Genomic DNA, 20,517 nt, shown 5'->3' on the forward strand with positions numbered 1-20,517 from the left:
AGGCCGCTCGCGCGAGGGCGCGGCCCGACGGCCCTTCGAATCGCTTCCGGTCATGAAGGCGGGACTGCCGCCCACGCCATTTGAGCGCACGGAAATCGAAAGGGCAAGGCCGAAGAGGGAAAATTGTTGAAGCGCTTCGACGCTCTGTTCCAGCTTGGTGCAGCGCCTCTGCCGGGGAGGGCGGGGAAGACAGGACCAGCGCTTCGACAAGGCGGCCGAATCGTTGTCAAGGCAGACAAAACGCGGCCGAAGACGGACGGTCACTCCGTCCGGCACGGCAACCCCGCGCCGGCCCTCACTGCGTGCCGTCCCGCCGGGAAGCCCTCTGCCCGACGGGGCGTCCGCGGCCCCGCGTCCGGCCCAGCCGGCGGTCCCCGGTGCCCGCCGGTGCGGGCCGCGGGGCAGCCGGGCGGGACGGCACCGCGCATCCGTGGGATGCCCGAGGCGCGCCGCCCGGCCGGCCCTCCGCCCGTCCCGGCCCAGGCCGGGGCGGGCTCAGCGACGCTCGGGCAGGTCTGCCTCCGCGGGCCGGGCGGTGAGCGAGCGGGACATCTTGGCCGACGACGCCGCGGGCGCGGTCTTCTTCCCGCAGAAGGCCGCCTCCAGGGTCCCGCCGAGCACGGTGTTCACCGACCCCCGGTTCGAGGTGTTCGCCATGGCGGAGAGTGCGCGCCGGCCGTCGCGGGTGGCGAAGGCGTACGTGTAGAAGCCCTGCACGGTGCCGGTGTGGCCGAACACCTGGGCGCCGCACGACAGGTCGTAGCGACGCAGCCCGAGCCCGTAGAAGCGGGTCTGGGTGGTGTCCGTGGGGGTGACCGTGGTCATCGCGTCCAGCATCGGGGGCGAGAGGAGCCGGCCCCGCATCAGCGCGCTCGTGAAGGTGTTCAGGTCGGCCGGGTCGGAGATGACCGCGCCGGCCGACTGGGCCCAGGAGACGGTCTGCTCCGTGGAGTCGACGAGTGGCGCCCCCGCCTCGTCGGGGTGGAGGTAGCCGCGCACGTGCCTGCCGTCGATCCGGGTCTCCGGGTGGACGTAGGAGGTGTTGCGCAGCCTCAGCGGCTTGATGATGCGCCGCTCGTACTGCTGGGCGACCGGGGTCCCCGTGAGCTTCTCGATGAGCATGCCGACGACGACGAAGTTGGCGTTGGAGTACTTGTAGGCCGCGCCGGGCTCGGTCGTGCGGGGTTCGGCGAGCGAGAGAGCGACCAGCTCGTGGTACGTGAAGACGTGGTTGCGCACGGCTTCGAAGCCGGGCACGGTCTTGTCGAACATGGCGTTGGTGTAGTCGGCCAGACCGCTGCGGTGGGTGAGCAGGTGACGGACCGTGATGCGGTCGTCGGGCAGCAGCCCCGGAAGGTAGCGGTTGACCGGCGCGTCGAGTTCCAGCCGCTTCTCGTCGGCCAGTTGAAGCAGTACGACGCTGGAGAAGGTCTTGCTGACACTGCCGATGCGGAACCGTGCCCGGCTGTCCATGGGCGCTCCGGAGACGCGGTCGCGGACGCCGACGGTAGCCGTGCGGACGCCGCCGGGACCGGTGTAGCGGGCCATCGCGCCGGGGGCGCCGTCGGCCATGGCGGCGTTCAGGGCGGCGTTCACGCCGTCCATGTCGGGGGCGGGGGTGGCGGGAGCCACAGGGGCCGCGGGAGCGGCGGCGACCGCGGTGGCGGGGGCGAGGCCGCAGGCGAGGGCGGTGATCAGGGTGGCGCTCATGGCCAGGCGTCTGTGCGTCGTCAGGGGCACGTGACATTCCTCGTTCTCGACTCGACTGAAGTACGGCGCGCGCGTGGGGAGCGCCGCGGGGGCCGGCGGGAGCGACCGCTGCGCGCGGTTGCCCCCGCACCCCCATGGGTCATGAGTACCTGCGCGTCGCGTCGGTTCCGGACACGGCGTGCCGATATTCCGTGCGACGGCGTGGGATTGCTCCGACGGAGGTCATTGTTCGGCGGAGCGTGCGCCCTGGCCGGTCGTACGGGGGGCGCCCTGCGCCGCAGCGCGGGCGGGTGTGGACACTGGCAGCGGCCGGAAACCGCGTACCCGCCCGCCGTGCGGGACTCGACCCCCTCTCCACGCGCGCACGTCGACGGGGCGCCCATCAGCATCGCGCGCGGCCGTCGTCCACCGGGTGGGCGGTGTCACGACCCCGTCGCCGCCGGTGTCCGGCGCCGCGATCCGGGGCCCGAAGCGGTCGCCGCGCGCGAACGCGAGCGTGGCCCCGAGGAACTCGGCGCCGTACCCCACGAGCCGGTCGAGGTCGGTGGTGGACAGCGTCAGATGGTTGATCCCGAGGAGTTCTGGCAAGGTCGGGCCCACGGTAACGCGGCCGCCCGACCCGCAGGAGTGTGCAAGGTGAACCGGAACCCCCGCAGGGCCCTGGGCCGTCGCAGGCTGTGCTTCGGCGGGTGGATCGCGGGGATGGGCACGGTCTCCGGGACGCGCCTCGTGGTGGGACACTGGCCGCGCTCGCCGTACGGGGCGTTCAGTGACGTGATGGTGGAACGGCCCGACGGGGAAAGGCTGTTGCTGGCCCCGACGGAGGAGACCGCGGAGTTCATCCGGAGCACGTACACCTTCGACACCGTCCTCGTCGTCCCGGTCCGGGTGGCGGTCCAGGGCGACACCTGGGTGGTCGCGGCAGGTCTGCTGGACCTGCGGTTCACCGTCGGCAGGCGCGGCCCGCTCGGGGTTCTTCTGCGTGCCGTGCCCGGCGGCCTGGCCCGCCGTCCCGCGTGGAGCGCGCTGATCGACCGGCCCGCCCGGCTGTTCCTGGCGGGGGTGCGGACCCGCGGCAGCGCGGGCGGGGGCCGGCGCGAGTGGTACGGGGCGCGCGACCTGCGGCCCGTCGTCGCGCTGTCCGCGACGTACGACGGGCACGACCTGGGCGCCTGCGCGCCGGTCGAACCGCCGGTGCGCTTCGGGTTCGGTTCCGTACCGCGCAGGCCCGCCCTCACCCGGGTGACGACGACGGTCGAACTCGGCCCGAAGAGCGGGGAGTAGACAGGCGCGACGGCCCGTACGGGCGCTGTCGGCGCGGACTTGGCGACGGTAGGGAACGGACACGACGGCGAGCGGGCCCGGTGGCGATGACCGGGCCCGCTCGAAGGTTCACCGTACGGGCGAAGGCCCCGCCGGGGTCCGCCCCGCCGTAGGTCCGCCGCAGCCCGTACCTCGTGCTGCCCCTGCCGTACGGCTCAGATCGTCGACGCGTCGATCACGAAGCGGTAGCGCACGTCGCTGGCCAGGACCCGCTCGTACGCCTCGTTGATCCTGTCGGCGTCGATCAGCTCGATCTCCGCGCCCAGGCCGTGCTCGGCGCAGAAGTCCAGCATCTCCTGCGTCTCCTGGATGCCGCCGATTCCTGAGCCCGCGAGGGTCTTGCGGCCCGCGATGACGGAGAACAGGTTGAGCGAGACGGGCTCCTCCGGGGCGCCGACGTTGACCATGGCGCCGTCCGTCCGCAGCAGGCCGAGGTACTTGTCCAGCGGGAGCGGCGCCGAGACGGTGGAGACGATCAGGTCGAAGCTCGCCCGGAGCTGCTCGAAGGTCGACTCGTCGCTGGTCGCGTAGTAGTGGTCGGCGCCCAGCTTGAGACCGTCGTCCTTCTTGCGCAGGGACTGCGACAGGACGGTCACCTCGGCGCCCATCGCGTGCGCGATCTTGACGGCCATGTGCCCGAGACCGCCCAGGCCGACGACGGCGACCTTCTTGCCGGGGCCCGCGTTCCAGTGCGCGAGCGGGGAGTACGTGGTGATGCCGGCGCACAGCAGCGGCGCGGCGACGTCCAGCGCGAGGCCGTCGGGGATGCGCACGGTGAAGGCCTCGTCGACGACGATGTGCGTGGAGTAGCCGCCGTAGGTGGGCTCGCCGTTCCTGTCGAGGGCGTTGTACGTGCCGACGTTGCCCTCCAGGCAGTACTGCTCCAGCCCCGCCTCGCAGTTCACGCACTCGCGGCAGGAGTCGACCATGCAGCCGACGCCGACCCGGTCGCCCACGGCGAACCTGGTGACGGCCGGGCCGACCTCGGTGACGACGCCGGCGATCTCGTGGCCGGGGACCATCGGGAAAATGCCCTCGCCCCAGCCGTCGCGCGCCTGGTGGATGTCCGAGTGGCAGATGCCGGCGTACTTGATGTCGATGAGTACGTCCGAGGCGCCCACCGGGCGGCGCGGAACGGTGGTCCGCTCCAGGGGAGCCTTGGCCGACGGTGCGGCGTATGCGGAAACGGTCGTGGTGCCGGTCGTTGCAGTCATGCCTCCACCGTGCCCGGCGGACGGGCGTTTACCCAGGTCACCGTCTTGCCTACGACCACTGGTCCTACTACTGGCGGGGACACCCTCGTGTGCGTACGACCCTGGATACTGGACACCATGCACGACGCGCCGACACCTCCCCCCGCCCCCGAGCCGCTCGACGGCCGCGCCGAACTCAGCGAGTTCCTGCGCACCCGCCGGGCCCGGCTGCAGCCGGAGGACGTCGGGCTGCCGAACTTCGGCCGCCACCGCCGGGTCCCGGGCCTGCGCCGCGAGGAACTCGCCCAGCTCGCGGGCGTGTCCGTCGCGTACTACACCCGGCTTGAACAGGGGAACGGCCGCAACGTCTCCGGTGAGGTCCTCGACGCGATCGCGCGCGCCCTGCGCCTCACCGACGCCGAACACTCCCACCTCACGCACCTCGCCAAGCCCAAGCACCACAAGAAGAAGCGCCCGGCCCGCCCCCAGCACGCCCGTCCCGCCCTGCACCACCTCATGGACGCGATGGACTCCATCCCCGCCTACGTGGTCGGCCGCCGCTCCGACATCCTCGCCTGGAACCGCATGGCCGCGGCCCTCTTCGGCGACTGGGCGGCCCTGCCCGCCGAGGAACGGAACTGGGCACGGATCTGCTTCCTGCACCCGGGGGCGCGCGAACTGTTCGTGGACTGGGAGCAGAAGGCCTCCGACATGGTGAGCTTCCTGCGGATGGAGGCCGGCTGCTTTCCCAACGACCCGCTGCTCTCCGCCCTGGTCGGCGAACTCTCCGTGAAGAGCGAGGAGTTCCGCAGTCTGTGGGCCACGCACGACGTGCGCGAGAAGGGCCACGGGGTCAAGCGCATGCACCACCCGCTGGTGGGCGAGCTGACCCTCGCGTACGAGACCCTGCGCCTGCCCGACGACCACGACCAGTCCCTGGTGACCTACCACGCGGAACCGGATTCCGCCTCGGCCCAGGCGCTGCGCCTGCTCGCCAGCTGGGGCGCGGACGCGACGCGGGCCGGGACGGCGGGCACGGGCAGCTAGACCCCGTGCCCCCGTCCCGCGCCGGGTGTGCCGGTCAGCCGGTCGTCTCGGGCAGCGGCTTGTCCAGGACCGCCTTGCTGTGGCTGAAGGTGTCGATCGAGTACTCGCCGTGGTAACGGCCCATGCCGCTCTCGCCCACCCCGCCGAACGGCAGTTCCGGAGCGGTCAGGTGCGCGACGGGGATGCCGAAGGTGAGCGCGCCGGACGACGTCTCGTGAAGCAGCCGCTGCTTGGTGGCCGACGAGTCGGTGAACGCGTACAGCGCGAGGGGCTTGTCCCGCTCGTTGATGAAGGCGAGCGCGGCGTCGAGGTCGGGCACGCCGAGGACGGGCAGTACGGGGCCGAAGATCTCTTCGCCCATCACCGGTGAGTCGGCGGGGACGTCCGCGAGCACGGTGGGCGCGAGATAGCGGGTCGAACGGTCGTGGGTGCCGCCCGTCACCGTGCGCCCGCTGTCCAGCAGGCCGGTGAGCCGGTCGAAGTGCCGGTCGTTGACGATGCGCCCGTACTCGGCTCGGGCGGCCGGGTCGGTGCCGTACAGCTCGGTGACGGCGGCGGCGAGGTGCGGCTCGATCGCGCGGGCGGTGTCGCCGACGGCCAGGACGTAGTCGGGGGCGACGCAGGTCTGGCCCGCGTTCAGGAACTTGCCCGCCACGATCCGGCGGGCGGCGGCGGCCAGGTCGACGCCCTCGTCCAGGACCACGGGGCTCTTGCCGCCGAGTTCCAGGGTGACGGGGGTCAGGTGCTTGGCGGCGGCGGTCATCACGATGCGGCCCACCGTGCCGTTGCCGGTGTAGAAGATGTGGTCGAAGCGCTGCTCCAGCAGGGCGGTGGTCTCCGGAACGGCGCCCTCCACCACGGCCACCGCATCGGGGTCGAGGTGGCGCGGCAGCAGGCGGGCGATCTCGGCGGAGGTCGCGGGAGCGAGTTCGCTGGGCTTGACGACCACCGCGTTGCCCGCCGCGAGCGCGCCGACGACGGGGGCCAGGGCCAGCTGGAGCGGGTAGTTCCAGGGGGCGATGACCAGGACGACGCCGAGGGGTTCGCGTACGACGCGGCCCTCGGCGGGCAGCAGCCGGTCGGGCAGGGCGACCGGGCGCGGGGCGAGCCAGTCGTCGAGGTGGGCCAGGGTGTGGTCGATCTCGTTCACGGTGAAGCCGACCTCGGTGCGGTACGCCTCCTCGGGCCCCTTGCCCAGGTCGGCGTGGAGCGCGGCCAGGAGGGCCTCCTGGTGCTCGACGAGCAGTGAACGGAGGGCTTCGAGCTGGGTGCGGCGCCAGGCGAGCGGCTTGGTGCGGCCGGTGGCGAAGGTGGCGCGGAGCCGGCCGACGAGACGGGGCGCGTCCAGGCCGGCGGCGCCGGTGGAGGTGGCGGTCTCGGGGGCGGACTCGGGCGCGGGGGTGTGGTGCGGGGAGTTCATGAGTCCCGAGCCTAATCGAAACGAAAAGGTTTCGTTTCGTATATCCTGACGATGTGACGAACCCCTCCCCGCCCGTCGATCCCGCCCCTGCCGCCCGGGGCCGCCCCCGGGACGCCGCCCTGGACCGTGCCCTCCTGGAAGCCACCCTGGAGGTCCTGTACGAGAAGGGCTACGGCGGCCTCACCACGTCCGCCGTGGCCAAACGGGCGGGCGTCTCCACGGCGACCCTCTACCGCCGCTGGAAGTCCAAGGACGACCTGGTCGTCGGCACTGCTGTCCGCTGGGCCCACGACCTCGGCCCCGGGAAGGACACCGGATCCCTGCACGGCGACCTCACCGCCCTCCTCACCGACAAGGCCCGCACGCTCGACGGGCCGGGCGGCCGACTCCTGCACGTCCTGATCGGCGAATCCGCGCACAACCCGGCGCTGGCCCGGGTCCTGGACGACGCCGTCGTCCAGCCCGTACGGGACCGCGCCGCCGCCCTGCTGGAACGGGCCGTCGCCCGCGGTGAGATCCCGCTCGCGCAGAACCCGCGCGTCCTGGCCGACCTCGTGGTCGGAGCCATGGTCAGCCGGGTCTTCCTCACCCCGCCGCCCGAGCCCGCCGGCCCCGGCCGGGAGGCCGGACCCCCGCCGCCCGCGGGCGAGGCCATGATCAGCGAACTGAGGCCCTTCCTGCTGCGGGCCCTGGGCGTGTCCCCCCGCTGAGCCCCCGACGATCCGTCACGCTGCCCAGCCAGCCCAGGAGGAAGCCGCACGGCACGGAGAGGAGGGCGACGGACTGGAAGGGCAGCCAGGCGAAGTCGGCCTGGGGGAGGAAGGACGAGGGCAGACCGGAGACCATCGGAGTGAACGTCTGCAGGACGACGACGCAGCCGGACCCGCCGACGAGCGTCCACAGCAGGCCGCGTCCGGTGAACCGCCCCCAGAACAGGGTGTAGACCAGCGCGGGCAGCAGGCTGGAGGCGGCCACGGCGAGAGCGACCCAGCTGAACATCTGGATGTTCCAGTCGAGGGCCGCGTACGTCAGGGAGATGCCGGCCGCGCTGACCGCCGCCGCCCCCCAGCGCGCGGCGCTGATCTCCGCCCCCCTGTCGGCGCCCTCCGCCCGGCGCATGGCCTGCCGGTACAGGTCGTGCCCGACCGCCGCGGACGCCGTCAGGGTCAGGCCCGCGATGACGGCGAGGGAGGTCGCGAAGACGGCGGTCGACACCAGGACGAAGAGCGCCGCCCCGGACGCGGACCCCGGCCCGCCGGCGAGCGTCCCGGTGACCAGCATGAGCGCCCCGGTCCCCCCGGGGCTCACCGCGGCCAGCTTCGCGCCGCCGACACTCGCCGCCGTACCCAGGCCGATCACCACCGTGCACGCGACGACGACCGCCACGACGACCAGCGCCGCGCGCACGGACCGGCGTGCCGCCTCGGGGTCGGGGGTCGCGTGCAGCCGCATCACGACATGCGGCATGACGGCCGCCCCGAGCACGATGCTGAGCTGGAGCCCCACGAAGTCGAAGGTCCAGCTCGCACTGGGGTTGGACGCCTGGAGGAGGCCGGGGCGGAAGTACGCGGACCCCGACCCGTTGTGCGCCTGTGCGGCCTCCAGCAGGGCGAGCGGGTTCCACTCGAAGCGGACGAGGAGCGCGCCGACGACGAGGAGCAGCGCGACGAGGACGATGACCGTCTTCGCGGCCTGCAAAGCGGTCGCCCCCCGCATCCCCCCGACGGCGGTCGCGCAGGCGATCAGCACGCCGATCATCACGGCTATCGCCCGCTGCGCGCCGACGGCCTCCAGGCCCAGCAGCTGCGCCGTCACCAGGGCGACCGCCGACAGCTGCACGACGAAGTAGAGCAGGCACACCAGCAGGGTCACCACCGCCGCCGCGACCCGCACGGCCGTCCCCGGCGCCCGGTCCGCGAAGACGTCGGCGAGCGTGTACCGCCCGCGGGCCCGCAGCGGCCCGGCGAGCAGCGCCATGACGGCGAGCGCGGCCACCGTACTGCCCGCGACGAACAGACCGTCGAAGCCCATCAGGGCCACGGACCCCGCCGTGCCCACCACGGTGGCCGACGAGATGTAGTCCCCGGCCAGCGCGAGGCCGTTGCGCACCGGTTTGTTCTTCCGCCGGCCGATGTAGAAGTTCTCCGCCTCCTCCCGCTGCGGCCCGAGCAGCAGGCAGGCGAACAGGGCCGCCACCACGAGGAGGAGGAAGCTGATCAGGACGGCACCCTGGGTGTCACCCCCGGACACGGTCGGCTCCGCGACGGGCAGGGGCGTGGACGGCCATGTGCTCTCCGGGACGTTCGGGGCGGGCGGGGAAGGAGGCCACGAGAACACGGCCGGGCCCGCCGGTGAAGGCACTCGCCCGCGAACGGGTCACCGGCACACCGCCCCGGCCCCCGGCTGTGCGGACGACCAACGCCCGTTGGCCAACGCCCGATGGCCAACGCCCGACGACTCCGCCCCGGGCGACCGTCGCATGGGCGCCGTCCGCCCGTGCGGCCCTCACGGCGGCGCGTAGGGTGCCGGGATGAGGGCGATACCGCAGCAGTTCGTACGGAGCACCGTCGGCCGTGAGGGGGAGGCCGGTACGGCCTGGCTCGCCGAACTACCCCGGATCATCGAGGACTTGCTGGAGCAATGGAAGTGCGTGCCGGACGGCGAGATCCTGCACGGCGGCGTCGGCGTGGTCGTGCCGGTACGGCGGCCGGGCGGGGAACGAGCCGTGCTGAAGGTGTCGTTCCCGCATCCCGGCAACGTCCACGAACCGGACGCGTTCCTCGCATGGGGTGGGCGCGGTGCCGTCCGGCTGCACGAGCGCGACGACGAGCGGTTCGCGATGCTGCTGGAACGAGCCCGGCCGACGACGCTGGCGCAGGCCGCGGCCGGCACGGACGGCGACGGGATGCTGGAGGCCGCCGGGCGGCTGCACCGCCGCCTGACCGTCCCCGCGCCGCCCGGCCTGCCCCGGCTGTCCGGGCAGGCCGGTGCGTGGGAGGAACAACTGTGGCGTGACGCCGCGGAGTTGACGCACACGCTGCCGCGCCGGACGCTGGACGCCACCGCGGCGACCGTCCGGGAACTGGGCGCGGTCCAGCCCGACACCCTCCTGCACGGCGACTTCCACGCCGGGAACATCCTGCGTGCCGACCGGGAGCCGTGGCTGGCCGTCGACCCCAAGGGGTACGTCGGGGACCCCGCCTACGACGCCGGCACTCTGCTCAAGGCCCGCGCGCTCGCCCTTCTCGAAGCGGACGACCTGCACAAGGCCGTCCATCACGCCCTGTCCGTCTTCGCCGACGCGGCGGAACTCGACCGCGAACGCGTCCGGCGGTGGGCCCAGTTCCACGCCGTCCGCGCCGCGTTCTGGGGCCGCCGCCATGGCTTCCGCATCGCCAGGAGCGGACCGCAACTGGACTGGCTGACCGCGTTCGCGGACCGCCTGGGCGAGTTGCTGGGCGACACCCCGTAGCACGACGGCCCGCCCCCCGTCAGGGGAGGAGTTCGACGTAACCGTCCGTTCCGTGCACGCGGATGCGCCGACCGTCGCGGATCAGGCGGGTGGCCGATTCCACGCCGACGACGGCGGGCAGGCCGTACTCCCGCGCGATCACCGCGCCATGGGTCATCGGGCCGCCGACCTCCGTCACCAGGCCCGCGATGCCGACGAACAGGGGCGACCAGCTCGGGTCCGTGAACGCGGTGACGAGGATGTCGCCCGGTTCCAGGTCGGCGTCCGCCATGTCGAGCACGACACGGGCCCGGCCCTCGATCGTTCCCGCGGATACCGGTACGCCGGCCAGTGCGCCGTCGGGCACGTCGTCGCGCCGGTACGCCCCGGTGAGGGCCTCGCCGTCGGAGGTGAGCACCCGGGGCGGGGTCAGCGCGTGGTACGCCCGGAACGCCTCCTTGCGCTGTTCGACGAGCCTGGGGACCACCCGGTGGGTGCGGACGGCCTCGTGCAGTTCCTGGAACGTGAGGTGGAAGGCGTCCTCCCGGTCCGGCAGCACGCCCGCCCGTACGAGCCGGTCGGCCTCCGCCAGCAGAGCCTGCTTGTAGACGAAGTAGCGGCTGATGATGGCGTACTTCGGGTACTCGCGGTATCCGATGAAGGTGCGCACCCGGTCGATCATCCGCCGGGTCTCGTCGGCCTTGCGTTCCCCCTCCGGCAGGGCCCGCAGCCGGGCGAGCACGTCCCGCTCCTTCGCCTGCGCCCGGTGCAGCCCTTGCGCGAAGTGCCGGGCGGCGGCGCCCGGTTCGAAGTTCCGCACGTGGTCGAGGATGACGGGTACGAGCGTGCTGGGGCGTTCGCGCCAGCGCGGCCTGGTGATGTCGATCTCGCCGGCGCAGCGCATGCCGTAGCGGTCGAGGTAGGCGCCGATCGCGTCGCGCGCCCCGGCCCCGCCGGGGAGCTCCGCCAGCCCGTCCAGGAAGTCCTCGTCGTCGATGTTTCGGAGGTACGCCACCACTTCCGGGTGCGGACGGACCGCGTCCGCGACATCGAGCAGGGAGAGCCCCATCCGGGACGTGATGTTGTCGGGGGCGGACAGGGTGAGCGTGTCGGCGGCGTTCTTCTCCCCCAGCCACTCCTGGAGCTTGTCGTTGAGCCACCAGGTGGCCTCCGTCCCCGCCATGATCACCTGCATGCTCAGCGGGTCGCCGAGGACCCGCTTGTGCTCCTCGAAGGCCTCCAGCAGGAAGTCGAACAGCGCCGGTCCGCTCTTGGTGCGGATGTCCCGCTCCAGGGCGGCGACGGACGCCTCGCTCCGCTCGATCAGCCCGGTGACGATCGCCGGGTCGGTCTCGATCGGGGCGGGCGCCCCGCCGGCCGGCGGGCGGGCGGGGGCCGGGTCCGGGAGCACCGGGACGACGTCGCCGCGGTCCAGGACGGTCTCCAGCGCGTCCCTGATCAACGGGTCGGCCTTCCCCATGGCGTCCAGGAGCCCGGCCCGGCCCGCGGGCGATGCCAGGCGCGCGGCGACGTCCACGAACAGCCGGCCGCCCGCCTCCTGCATCGGCACCAGGGCCGTCAGCTGCCACATGGAGGACCCGAGGGACTTCATGGGATCGGTCATCATCTGCCCGTGGCCGACGGAGACGTAGAGGTGATTGTCCTGGTCGGCGGCGTCGGGAACGGGGAACAACGTGGTGATCGGGCGGCTCTGCACGATCTGGAAGTCCTCGTCGGCCACACACCACTCGATGTCCTGCGGGCGACCGAAGTGCGCTTCGATGCGCCGCCCGAGCTGTGCGAGCCGTACGACCTGCTCGTCCGTCAGGGCAGGCAGCCGCTGTTCGTGCGCGTCGAGGACCACTTCTTGCGTACCGCCGCCCGGCAGTGCCCGTACGGCGCGCCGCTTGGCGGCGATCGTCCGCTCGACGATCTCGCCCCCGCGCACCTTGAAGACGTCCGGGTTCACCAGGCCGGAGACCAGCGCCTCGCCGAGGCCGAAGCCCGCGTCGACCGTGGTGACCTTGCGGTTGCCCGTGACGGGGTCGGCCGTGAACAGGATGCCGGACGCTCGGGGGACGACCATCCGCTGCACGACCACCGCCATGTGGACCGCTCGGTCGTCGATGCCGTTCCGCCGGCGGTAGGTCACCGCCCGTTCGGTGAACAGGGACGCCCAGCACCGGCTGACGTGCCCGAGGACCGCTTGGGTCCCCACGACGTTGAGATACGTGTCCTGCTGACCGGCGAAGGACGCCGTCGGCAGGTCCTCCGCCGTCGCGCTGGAACGTACGGCACAGGCGGCCTCCTCGCCGTGCCGGCCGAGTGCACCGGTGATCGCCGCGGTGAGTTCGTCCGGGAGCGGGATCGCCTCGATCGTCCGGCGGATCTCCGCGCTGAGCGTGCGCAGCGCCTCCCGGTCGTCCGGAGCCACGCGTGCCAGCCGGTCGAGCCGGGCGGCGACGGGCGGCGCCTGCGCCACCGTCCGCCGGAAGGCCTCCGTCGTCACGCAGAAGCCCCCGGGTACGCGGACGCCGTCGATCCGCGACAGCGCGCCCAGGTGTGCGCCCTTGCCGCCGACGAGGGCGAGTTGCGTCCCGTCGACCTCGTGGAGGTCCACCACGTACCGGTGGGGGGCGGCGTCCCCCGCCGGGCGGGCCTGTTCCGCCGTACCGCGTGGTGCGTTCGCGTCACCGCTGCCCTGCGTCCTGCCGGACTTCCCGTGCATGCCCTGATCCCCGTTTCTCCCGCCGGCGGTCTTCTTTGCCCAGCAGTCACCCCGTTTTCGCAGGTGGCGGCCGTGTCGGCCGATTCTGCTCCATGATCGGGGTCTTGCGGCAAGCCCCGGTCCGCGCTATAGGTTGTGAGTGGCAGGGAGAACTCTCCTTGCCCTTTTGTTTTTTCGGCCCCGGTGTGCGGGTGTGCCGCGCGGAGTCGCCCCACCGGGGCCCGCGAGAGCCCTGCGGAGACGGGGTTGGTTGCCAGAAGGCAACGAAGTGAGGGAAGGTTGCTCAAAGGCAACGTTCCCGTCGAGTTGATGAGGTGAGGGATTCGCGCAGCGGATCCTCGTTATTTGGGTTTCAGCCAAGCGCAAACCGTCGCAGCACCGAAGCCGGCCTTCCCGTGGGACCGTGCCCCCTACCCGGTCCTGGTCGCCGACGCCCGTGACGCCGTCGTCCAGCGCAATGACGCCGCCCGAGCCCTCCTGCCCGGGGCGGACCCCGGCGCACCGTTGGCCGCCGTGGCCCCGGCCTGGCTCGCCGAGGCGCACCGCTCCCTGCGGAGCGCAGGCCCGCACACCGCCCCCGAAGCCGACGCACCGCACCGCGGCGAGATCGCCGGGCGCCACTACGAAGCGCATCCCGGCGTGCGGGACGACGGCGCGGTCGCGTGGTGGCTCGTCGACGACACCGACCGCCACCTTGCCCGCGAGGCGCTGCACGTCGAGCGGGAGCGCACCGCGTTCCTCGCCGAGGCGTCCAATGTCCTGCTCTCCTCGCTCAACCTGGGGCGCTGCATGGACGTCACCGCGCACATGGCGGCCGAGCACCTCGCCGACGCGGCGCTCGCCATCGCGCCGTCCCGCGGTCACCGGCTGCCCGTGGTCACCTGCGTGCGCGGCGGCACGCCCGTCCTCTCGCAGGAGACCATGGACCCGGACGACGTACCGGGCCTCGGCGAGGCGCTGCGCGGATTCCCGCCGGTGCCCTCGCGCTGGATCGACCCCTCGACGGCACCGGAGTGGATGGTTCCCGGGGACTTCGGTCCGGTCGGCTCGATAGTGATCACCCCGCTGCCCGGCCACGGCGTCGCCGCCGGTGCCCTGGTCCTGCTCCGCAGGGCCGACAGCACCGCCTTCACCAGCGAGGAAGAGGTCTTCGCCCGCCTCTTCGCCGCCCGCTCGGGCGCCGCGATGTCGGCCGCCCGTCTCTACGCGGAGCAGACCGCCCTCACCGAAGTCCTCATGCGGGAACTCCTGCCGCCGACCCTGCACCAGATCTCCGGGGTGGACTTCGCCGGGCACTACCGCCCCTCGGCGGACGACGAGCGGATCGGTGGCGACTTCTACGACGTCCACCCCGCCCCCGTGGAGGGCGAGGCGTCCCTGGTCGCCCTCGGGGACGTGTGCGGCAAGGGTCTGGAGGCCGCCGTACTGACCGGCAAGATCCGCAACACGCTGCACGCGCTGCTGCCGCTGGCCGACGACCACGAGCGGATGCTGAACCTGCTCAACACGGCACTGCTGAACTCCCAGCACACCCGGTTCGCGACCCTGGTCCTGGCCTCCGCCGTGCGCCGGGGCAGCGAGGTGGACCTGAGGCTCACCAGCGGAGGGCACCCCGCCCCGCTGATCGTCCGCGCGGACGGCAGCGTGGAGGAGGCGGACACCCGCGGCACCCTGGTCGGCGCGATGCCCAAGGTCAGCGCCCGGACCGCGCAGCTCACACTCGGGCCGGGCGAGTCCTGCGTGCTGTACACCGACGGCATCACCGAGGCCAGGGGCGGTCCCATGGGCGACGCCCAGTTCGGTGAGGAACGCCTCAAGCGGGCGCTGGCCGACTGCGCGGGCATGCCGTCGGAGGGAATCGCGGAACACGTCCAGATGCTGGCGGCGCAGTGGCTCGGCAACCGGCGGCACGACGACATGGCCGTCGTCGTCATCTCCGCGCCTCGAACCCACCACCTGAGTGCGGTGGACGGCCACACCCGGGGCAGGTTCACCGCATGAGCACCAGCACCCCCTCCAGACTCCCCGGCCGCACCGGGCCCGCCGAGTGGGCGGAGCAGTTGTGGAACGCCGTGTCCGTGGCGGACGAGCGCGCCGCCACCGCGGTCGTGGCGCGCGCCCTCGACGAGGGCGTCGGCCCCGAGAGCGTCCTGCTGGACGTCATCGCGGTGGTGCAGGCCAGGGTCGGCGTGGAATGGGCGGCCAACCGGATCGGCGTGGCCCAGGAGCACGCCGCGACCGCCATCAACGAACGGGCCGTCGCGGCCCTCGGCACCCATCCCGCCGCCCGCGCCACGCCCTCGGGACGCCGGATCACGGTGGCATGCGCCGACGGCGAATGGCACGCGCTGCCCGCCCGCCTGCTGGCGGAGGTCCTGAAGCTCCGGGGCTGGCAGGTCGACTACCTCGGCGCCCAGGTCCCCGCCCCGCACCTCATCGCCCACCTGCACACCACGCACGCCGAAGCGGTCGCCCTGTCCGGCTCGATCGCGACCCGGCTGCCCACCGCGCACGCGGCGATCACCGCGTGCCAGGCCATCGGGGTGCCCGTCCTCGCCGGCGGGGCCGCCTTCGGCCCCGAGGGCCGGTACGCGACGCTGCTGGGCGCCGACGCCTGGGCCCCCGACGCCCGCACCGCGGCCGACCTGCTGGCCCGCGGTCCGCTGCCGCGCCCGAACCCCGACCACCAGCAGCTGGACGACCTGCCGCACCTGGCCGATCAGGAGTACACGCTGGTCACCCGCAACAGCGACTCCCTGGTACGGGCCGTCTTCACCGCTCTGCACGACGCCTTCCCCGCCGTCCGCTCCTACGACGACCTCCAGCGCGAACGCACCGCGCAGGACCTCGCGCACATCGTGGAGTTCCTCGCCACCGCCCTCTACCTCGGCGATGAGGAACTGTTCACCGGTTTCGTCACCTGGACCGCGCGGATCCTCACCGCACGCGCAGTGCCCGCCCAGAGCCTGCCTCCGGCCCTGGACCTGCTGGCCCATGAGCTCAAGGACTTCCCGCGGGCCGTCCGCCTGCTCGGCTGCGCGGCACACGCTCTGACCGCCGGAACCGCCACGACGGCCCCCACCGCCACGGACCGCACGGGTACCGATCACCCCGTTACCGACCAGCCGACAGCCGGGAAACCCGCATGACCTCGCTGCCCGCCGCCCCCCTGCGCCTGACCACGAGCGACTCCGCACACCGGGTCCGCATGGAGCTCCACGGCGACCTCGACCACGACCACGCCGACCTCCTCCTCGCCGAGGTGGACCGTCAGCTGGCCGCCCGCCCGCACCTGCGGGACCTGCACCTGCACTGCGGCGGAGTCACCACCGTCGACTCCCTGGGCCTGTCCGTACTGCTGATGGTCCACCGGCGGACCGCCGCGGCGAAGGTACGTCTGCACCTGGACGACCGGTCCGAGAGACTGGACCGCCTGCTGGACGTCACAGGTACCCTCGAATACCTCACCACGGCGTCGTCCCCCACCGGCACCGCGGGCTCCTCGGAAGCCGAGGAGCAACAGGCGGCGGCCCGCCCCACCGGGCCGGAGAGCCACCACTGAGCCACTGCCCCGCCGACCCCTGGGCAGAAGCACCCACCCGACCGGGGAGCCATGCCTTCACCAGACGCCGTCCCCAGCACGATCAGCGAGGACGCCACCCGGTCCGCCGGCACCATCGCCGAGTTCCTCGACGTGATGTGGGAGCGCGCCAGGGACTCCACCGCGCAGGCGACCGCTCCCGTCTCCACGTCACAACTGCGCCTGATGTACGTCGTCGACCGCCAGGACGGCATACGGATGCGGGCGGTGTGCCAGCTCCTGGCCTCCTCGCCGCCGAACGTGACCCGCATGTGCGACCGCCTCCAGGCCATCGGCTTCGTCGAACGGCTGCCGTGCCCCGGCAGCGGGCGCGAGATCACCCTGCGACTGACCCCCTCGGGCAAGAGACACCTGCGGCGCATCCGCGAGCAGCGCGAGACGATGCTCCACCGGGCCATCGACAACATGCCTGTGGACGAACGCCGCGCCCTGGCCACCGGGCTCGCCGGGCTCGCCACCCAGCTCACCGCCGCCTCCGACGAGGATCTGAGAAGCCCCGTGAGGCCCGGTCGGCACCCGGCTGCCTGACGGAGACGGAGCCCACGAAGGTCCCGGACGTCCGGCGTCCGGACGGACGAAAGCCCCGACTGGACGGGGGAGACCAGCCGGGGCGGCAAGGGGTGTGACACGCGGAGGGCGGTCGCCTCTCGGCGAGGGGCTCCATGGGGCTTCAGCCGAACGATCTTCCCCATGGGCTGCGGATAGGGCCCGGGGACACTGTCCCCTCCGCGGTCACACCTGGCTCAACGCACGGCCCCCACCGCGTGTTCCCGCTGCGTCCCGCACCCGGCGGTGACTCGGGACACAGCGGTGCCGAACGGGTTCGGTGGGTCCGTTCACCGGCGGCTCCCGCCCCGGGACGAGCGCGCGGAGTCCGGCCGCACGCGCGCACGCGGCCCGGTTCGGCCCCGGTCAGTGCCCCGCGTCGCCGTCCGCGCCCGCGTTCGTGCGGCGCTGCCGCCTGCCCACCACCACGGTCGCGGCGACCGCGCTGGCCACGAAGGCGACGGCCACTGTCCAGTGCTGGTCGAAACGGTGGCCGGTGGCATGGTCGAGCGAGTACCGACCCGGGCCCGCGAGACCGATCGCGGCGGCCGTGAAGCCGAGGAACGCGGGGTACTCGTAACCGCCCGACTGGGCGAAGAACCCGGCGGGGGCGTGCACGGCCACGGCGCCCGCCATGGCACCCGCGGCAGCAGCCCCGGCTGCCGGAGTGGCGAGACCGAGCGCCAGAAGCGCGCCCCCGCCCGCCTCCCCGAGGCCCGCGGCGAGCGCGCTCTGCCTGCCCGGGGCGAACCCCATGGCCTCCATCGCGGTGCCCGTCCCCTCGATGCCGCCGCCCCCGAACCAGCCGAAGAGCTTCTGCGAGCCGTGCGCGGCCAGCGCCGCCCCGGTACCGACACGCAGCGCGAGCAGACCGAGGTCGCGCCGGCGACTCGTGCCGAGGGCGGGGTGGCGGTGCGAACAGCGGGCCATGGGGTCTCCCTGGAGTCGTGGAACCGTGGAGCCCGGGTGAGGCACGGGCCACCGTCCCCACTCTGCGTGGCGCGGGGCCTCCGGGCGGTGCGATGTTGCTCCGTACGGGAGACGACCCGGCGGCCCGGCGCGCCACGGGCGGGCGCGGCGCGCGCGGCGGACGCAGACTTGACGACATGTCGACGGGCAGGCGCAGCGCCGGACTCCTCCTCTTCCGCATCACGGGCGGAGGAGCCGACCGGGACGTGGAGGTGCTGATCGGGCACATGGGCGGCCCGTTCTGGCAGCGGCGGGAAGCTGCCGCCTGGTCGGTGCCCAAGGGGGAGTACGCACCCGACGAGGACCCCGTGGCCGCGGCCCGCCGCGAATTCGTCGAGGAGCTGGGGCTGCCCGTCCCCGACGGACCCTGGCTGCCGCTGGGCGAGGCACGCCAGAAGAGCGGCAAGACGGTCGTCGTGTGGGCACTGGAGGCGGAACTCGACCCGTCGGCCGTCGTGCCGGGTACGTTCGTCCTGGAGTGGCCGCGCGGGTCGGGTGTGCAGCAGGAGTTCCCGGAGATGGACAGGTTCGCCTGGTGCACCCCGGAGCAGGCGGCCGAGCGGCTGGTGTCGGGCCAGCGGGTCTTCGTCGACCGGTTGCGTGCCCTGGTGCGTGGCGGGACGGGCGCGTAGTGGGGCCGCGCGGGGCTCCGGGACGGTCTGGGAGCAGGCCGCCCGCCCCGGAGCAGGGCCGCACCGCCCCGGACTTCGGGACGGGAGCCGCAGCGGGCCGGGCGGACCTCGCCCAGGCAGCTCCGGCCGCCCCGCGTCAGTGCGGTGCGCCCGGTGGCAGCAGCATGTCCAGGGCCTCGCGGAGCCCTCGCGGGCGCAGGGCCCCCGCCAGGTGCGGGCCGGCCCAGCCGGGGCCCGCCAGCATCATGGCGGGGCCGGTCCTGGCGCCCCGTACCCCCCAGGTGATCGAGCCCAGGTGCTGGGCGAGCGGACGGCTGGCGGTGCTCCGCGCCTGGGACCACAGCACCACGGTGCCCGGCCCCGTCCTGCGCACCGCCTCCTCCAGGGCCGGCACCGGAACCGAGGCCCCGAACATGCTCACCGCCACGTCCCGTTCGGCCAGTGCCGCCGCCAGCGCCTCCAGCGGCAGGGTGTGTATCTCCCCGGGTACGCACGCGAGCAGCACCGGCGGGGACGACGGGCGCGGCGTGCGGTCGGCGGGGGGTGGGGCGCTGCGCGCGAGCACCCGGGAGACGTGCCAGGACAGGAGGTGCTCGACCTCCACGTACCGGTCGCCCGAGGTCTGCCACCTGCGGCCCACCGAGTGCAGCGCGGGCATGATCACGTCGTCCCAGGCCGCGACCAGTCCGCGTTCCGCGATCGAGGCCGTCAGCAGCCGGTCGACGGCGGGTGCGTCGAGCCGGGCCGCCGCCCGGGTGAGCCCCCGGGACTCGGCGAGCGGGCGGGACAGGGACCGGGCCGCCGGACGGGTGCGGCCGGGGGCGGGCGTGGTGGAGGGGGCGTCGGCCGGGTCGTCGCCCGGGGCGGTGCCCGTCGCGGGCGGGCCGGACGGTGCCGCGAGCGCGGCGCGGGCCGCTTCGGCGGGCGGGACGCCCGATGCGGTCAGGCGGCACATCCGCTCCAGCACTTCCACGTCGCGGGCTTCCCACCGCCTGTGCTGCCCGCCCTTGCCCGCCGGACCGATGCCGTAGCGCCGGTGCCAGGTGCGCAGCGTCGTCGGGGCGACCCCGAGACGACGGGCGACCGCACCGGTGCTCAGCGCCGCCGCGGCGGCGCCGACCGGTTCCCTTACGGGCGAAGAACTCATGGCCAGAGCATACGACGCAACATCGATTCACTTTGCCCCGCAGGCCCCGCCCCGACCACTGTGGCCTGTCAACAGGAGCGGCGCGGGCCGCGGGACGTGGGGGTGCGTGTGGAGGCGGTGGCGGTCGACGTGCCGGCGGGGGAGACGGCCGAGGAGTGGGAGGGCATCGCGCACGGCCTGGTGCGCGGGGACGAGCAGAGTCTGGCGGCGGCGTACCGCAGGTGGGGCGCGCTGGTGCACGGTCTCGCCTCCCGCGCGCTCGGCGACGCCCGGGAGGCGGAGGACGTCACCCAGCAGGTGTTCCTCGCCGCCTGGCGCGGACGCGGCGGCTACCGGCCCGACCGCGGCCCGCTGGCCGCCTGGCTGGTGGGCATCACCCGGCACAAGACCGCCGACGCACTGGCCGCGCGCGCCCGCCGTGCGGAGGTGGCCGCCGCGGTCGGGGTGTCCGCACCCGCTCCGGCCGCCGACTTCCGGCAGGACGACCTGCTCGACCGGGTCCTGGTCGCCCAGGAGTTGGCGAAGCTGCCCGAGGCCCAGTACCAGGTGCTGCGCCTGGCCTTCTACGGCGACTTCCCGCAGAGCCAGATCGCCGCCCTCACCGGCCTGCCGCTGGGGACGGTCAAGAGCCACTCCCGGCGCGGACTGGCCACCTTGCGCGCCGGTCTTGCGGGCAGCTTCGGCAGGGTGCCCGCCGCGAGGACGGCGTCCGAGGAGGCGCGCGCCAAGACCGACGCATGAACGTTTCAG

The 20,517-nt window shown here is 73.6% G+C and carries 18 protein-coding genes; 10 read left to right on the top strand and 8 right to left on the bottom strand.

The window, feature by feature from the left end:
* Positions 1-495 precede the first annotated feature (495 nt).
* Both HNQ79_RS11180 and HNQ79_RS33205 read right to left on the bottom strand, forming a co-directional pair.
* Entirely contained in the window at positions 496-1,740 is a 1,245-nt protein-coding gene (locus tag HNQ79_RS11180) for a serine hydrolase domain-containing protein (protein WP_229923376.1), read from the bottom strand.
* A 192-nt stretch (positions 1,741-1,932) separates the two neighbouring features.
* A complete protein-coding gene (locus HNQ79_RS33205; RefSeq protein ID WP_221507618.1) occupies positions 1,933-2,298 on the bottom strand; it encodes a VOC family protein in 366 nt (121 codons plus the stop codon).
* A gap of 114 nt (positions 2,299-2,412) precedes the next feature.
* Here HNQ79_RS33205 and HNQ79_RS11190 point away from each other — a divergent pair, with 114 nt between their 5' ends.
* A complete protein-coding gene (locus tag HNQ79_RS11190; RefSeq protein ID WP_229923420.1) occupies positions 2,413-2,994 on the top strand; it encodes a hypothetical protein in 582 nt (193 codons plus the stop codon).
* 194 nt (positions 2,995-3,188) lie between these two features.
* Here the strand turns inward: HNQ79_RS11190 and HNQ79_RS11195 are convergent, their stop codons facing one another.
* Positions 3,189-4,247: an NAD(P)-dependent alcohol dehydrogenase gene (locus HNQ79_RS11195; RefSeq protein ID WP_185029636.1), complete on the bottom strand. Its 1,059-nt coding sequence runs from the start codon at positions 4,245-4,247 to the stop codon at positions 3,189-3,191.
* Between the two features lie 117 nt (positions 4,248-4,364).
* Between HNQ79_RS11195 and HNQ79_RS11200 the strand changes: the two genes are divergently transcribed.
* Entirely contained in the window at positions 4,365-5,273 is a 909-nt protein-coding gene (locus HNQ79_RS11200) for a helix-turn-helix domain-containing protein (protein WP_185029638.1), read from the top strand.
* A 34-nt stretch (positions 5,274-5,307) separates the two neighbouring features.
* Here the strand turns inward: HNQ79_RS11200 and HNQ79_RS11205 are convergent, their stop codons facing one another.
* The gene (locus tag HNQ79_RS11205; protein ID WP_185029639.1) at positions 5,308-6,693 is read right to left on the bottom strand and encodes an aldehyde dehydrogenase family protein; all 1,386 of its coding nucleotides are present in this window, start codon (positions 6,691-6,693) and stop codon (positions 5,308-5,310) included.
* 53 nt (positions 6,694-6,746) lie between these two features.
* Between HNQ79_RS11205 and HNQ79_RS11210 the strand changes: the two genes are divergently transcribed.
* Positions 6,747-7,403 (top strand): TetR/AcrR family transcriptional regulator, encoded by a 657-nt coding sequence (locus HNQ79_RS11210; RefSeq protein WP_185029641.1) that lies wholly within the window; start codon positions 6,747-6,749, stop codon positions 7,401-7,403.
* Here the strand turns inward: HNQ79_RS11210 and HNQ79_RS11215 are convergent.
* On the bottom strand, positions 7,351-8,943 hold the full coding sequence (locus HNQ79_RS11215; protein ID WP_185029642.1) for a sodium:solute symporter family transporter: 1,593 nt from the start codon (positions 8,941-8,943) through the stop codon (positions 7,351-7,353). The genes HNQ79_RS11210 and HNQ79_RS11215 overlap by 53 nt on opposite strands.
* A gap of 280 nt (positions 8,944-9,223) precedes the next feature.
* On the opposite strand from HNQ79_RS11215, the gene HNQ79_RS11220 reads away from it, so the two are divergent.
* The gene (locus HNQ79_RS11220) at positions 9,224-10,165 is read left to right on the top strand and encodes an aminoglycoside phosphotransferase family protein (protein WP_185029644.1); all 942 of its coding nucleotides are present in this window, start codon (positions 9,224-9,226) and stop codon (positions 10,163-10,165) included.
* 19 nt (positions 10,166-10,184) lie between these two features.
* Here HNQ79_RS11220 and rph read toward each other — a convergent pair whose 3' ends face one another.
* Positions 10,185-12,872, bottom strand: a complete 2,688-nt coding sequence (gene rph / locus HNQ79_RS11225) for a rifamycin-inactivating phosphotransferase (RefSeq protein WP_185029646.1) — start codon at positions 12,870-12,872, stop codon at positions 10,185-10,187.
* Positions 12,873-13,292: 420 nt separating this feature from the next.
* Here rph and HNQ79_RS11230 point away from each other — a divergent pair, with 420 nt between their 5' ends.
* The 4 genes from HNQ79_RS11230 to HNQ79_RS11245 are packed head-to-tail and all read left to right on the top strand — an operon-like array spanning position 13,293 to position 17,001.
* A complete protein-coding gene (locus HNQ79_RS11230; protein ID WP_229923421.1) occupies positions 13,293-14,873 on the top strand; it encodes a PP2C family protein-serine/threonine phosphatase in 1,581 nt (526 codons plus the stop codon).
* Positions 14,870-16,021, top strand: a complete 1,152-nt coding sequence (locus tag HNQ79_RS11235; RefSeq protein WP_185029649.1) for a cobalamin B12-binding domain-containing protein — start codon at positions 14,870-14,872, stop codon at positions 16,019-16,021. Before HNQ79_RS11230 ends, HNQ79_RS11235 begins: the two co-directional genes overlap by 4 nt.
* Positions 16,018-16,434, top strand: coding sequence for an STAS domain-containing protein (locus tag HNQ79_RS11240; RefSeq protein WP_185029651.1), 417 nt, complete (start codon positions 16,018-16,020; stop codon positions 16,432-16,434). Before HNQ79_RS11235 ends, HNQ79_RS11240 begins: the two co-directional genes overlap by 4 nt.
* A 51-nt stretch (positions 16,435-16,485) precedes the next feature.
* On the top strand, positions 16,486-17,001 hold the full coding sequence (locus HNQ79_RS11245) for a MarR family winged helix-turn-helix transcriptional regulator (protein ID WP_185029653.1): 516 nt from the start codon (positions 16,486-16,488) through the stop codon (positions 16,999-17,001).
* Between the two features lie 384 nt (positions 17,002-17,385).
* Here HNQ79_RS11245 and HNQ79_RS11250 read toward each other — a convergent pair whose 3' ends face one another.
* Positions 17,386-17,949 carry a DoxX family protein gene (locus HNQ79_RS11250; protein WP_185029654.1) on the bottom strand — a complete coding sequence of 188 codons (564 nt, stop codon included), beginning with the start codon at positions 17,947-17,949 and terminating at the stop codon, positions 17,386-17,388.
* A gap of 176 nt (positions 17,950-18,125) precedes the next feature.
* Here HNQ79_RS11250 and HNQ79_RS11255 point away from each other — a divergent pair, with 176 nt between their 5' ends.
* A complete protein-coding gene (locus tag HNQ79_RS11255) occupies positions 18,126-18,620 on the top strand; it encodes an NUDIX hydrolase (RefSeq protein WP_185029656.1) in 495 nt (164 codons plus the stop codon).
* Between the two features lie 136 nt (positions 18,621-18,756).
* Here HNQ79_RS11255 and HNQ79_RS11260 read toward each other — a convergent pair whose 3' ends face one another.
* Positions 18,757-19,767, bottom strand: a complete 1,011-nt coding sequence (locus HNQ79_RS11260; RefSeq protein ID WP_185029658.1) for a MerR family transcriptional regulator — start codon at positions 19,765-19,767, stop codon at positions 18,757-18,759.
* Positions 19,768-19,863: 96 nt separating this feature from the next.
* Between HNQ79_RS11260 and HNQ79_RS11265 the strand changes: the two genes are divergently transcribed.
* Positions 19,864-20,508: a sigma-70 family RNA polymerase sigma factor gene (locus HNQ79_RS11265; RefSeq protein ID WP_185029660.1), complete on the top strand. Its 645-nt coding sequence runs from the start codon at positions 19,864-19,866 to the stop codon at positions 20,506-20,508.
* The last annotated feature ends 9 nt before the right edge of the window (positions 20,509-20,517 follow it).

This window comes from Streptomyces candidus (assembly GCF_014207445.1).
GTDB lineage: Bacteria > Actinomycetota > Actinomycetes > Streptomycetales > Streptomycetaceae > Streptomyces > Streptomyces candidus.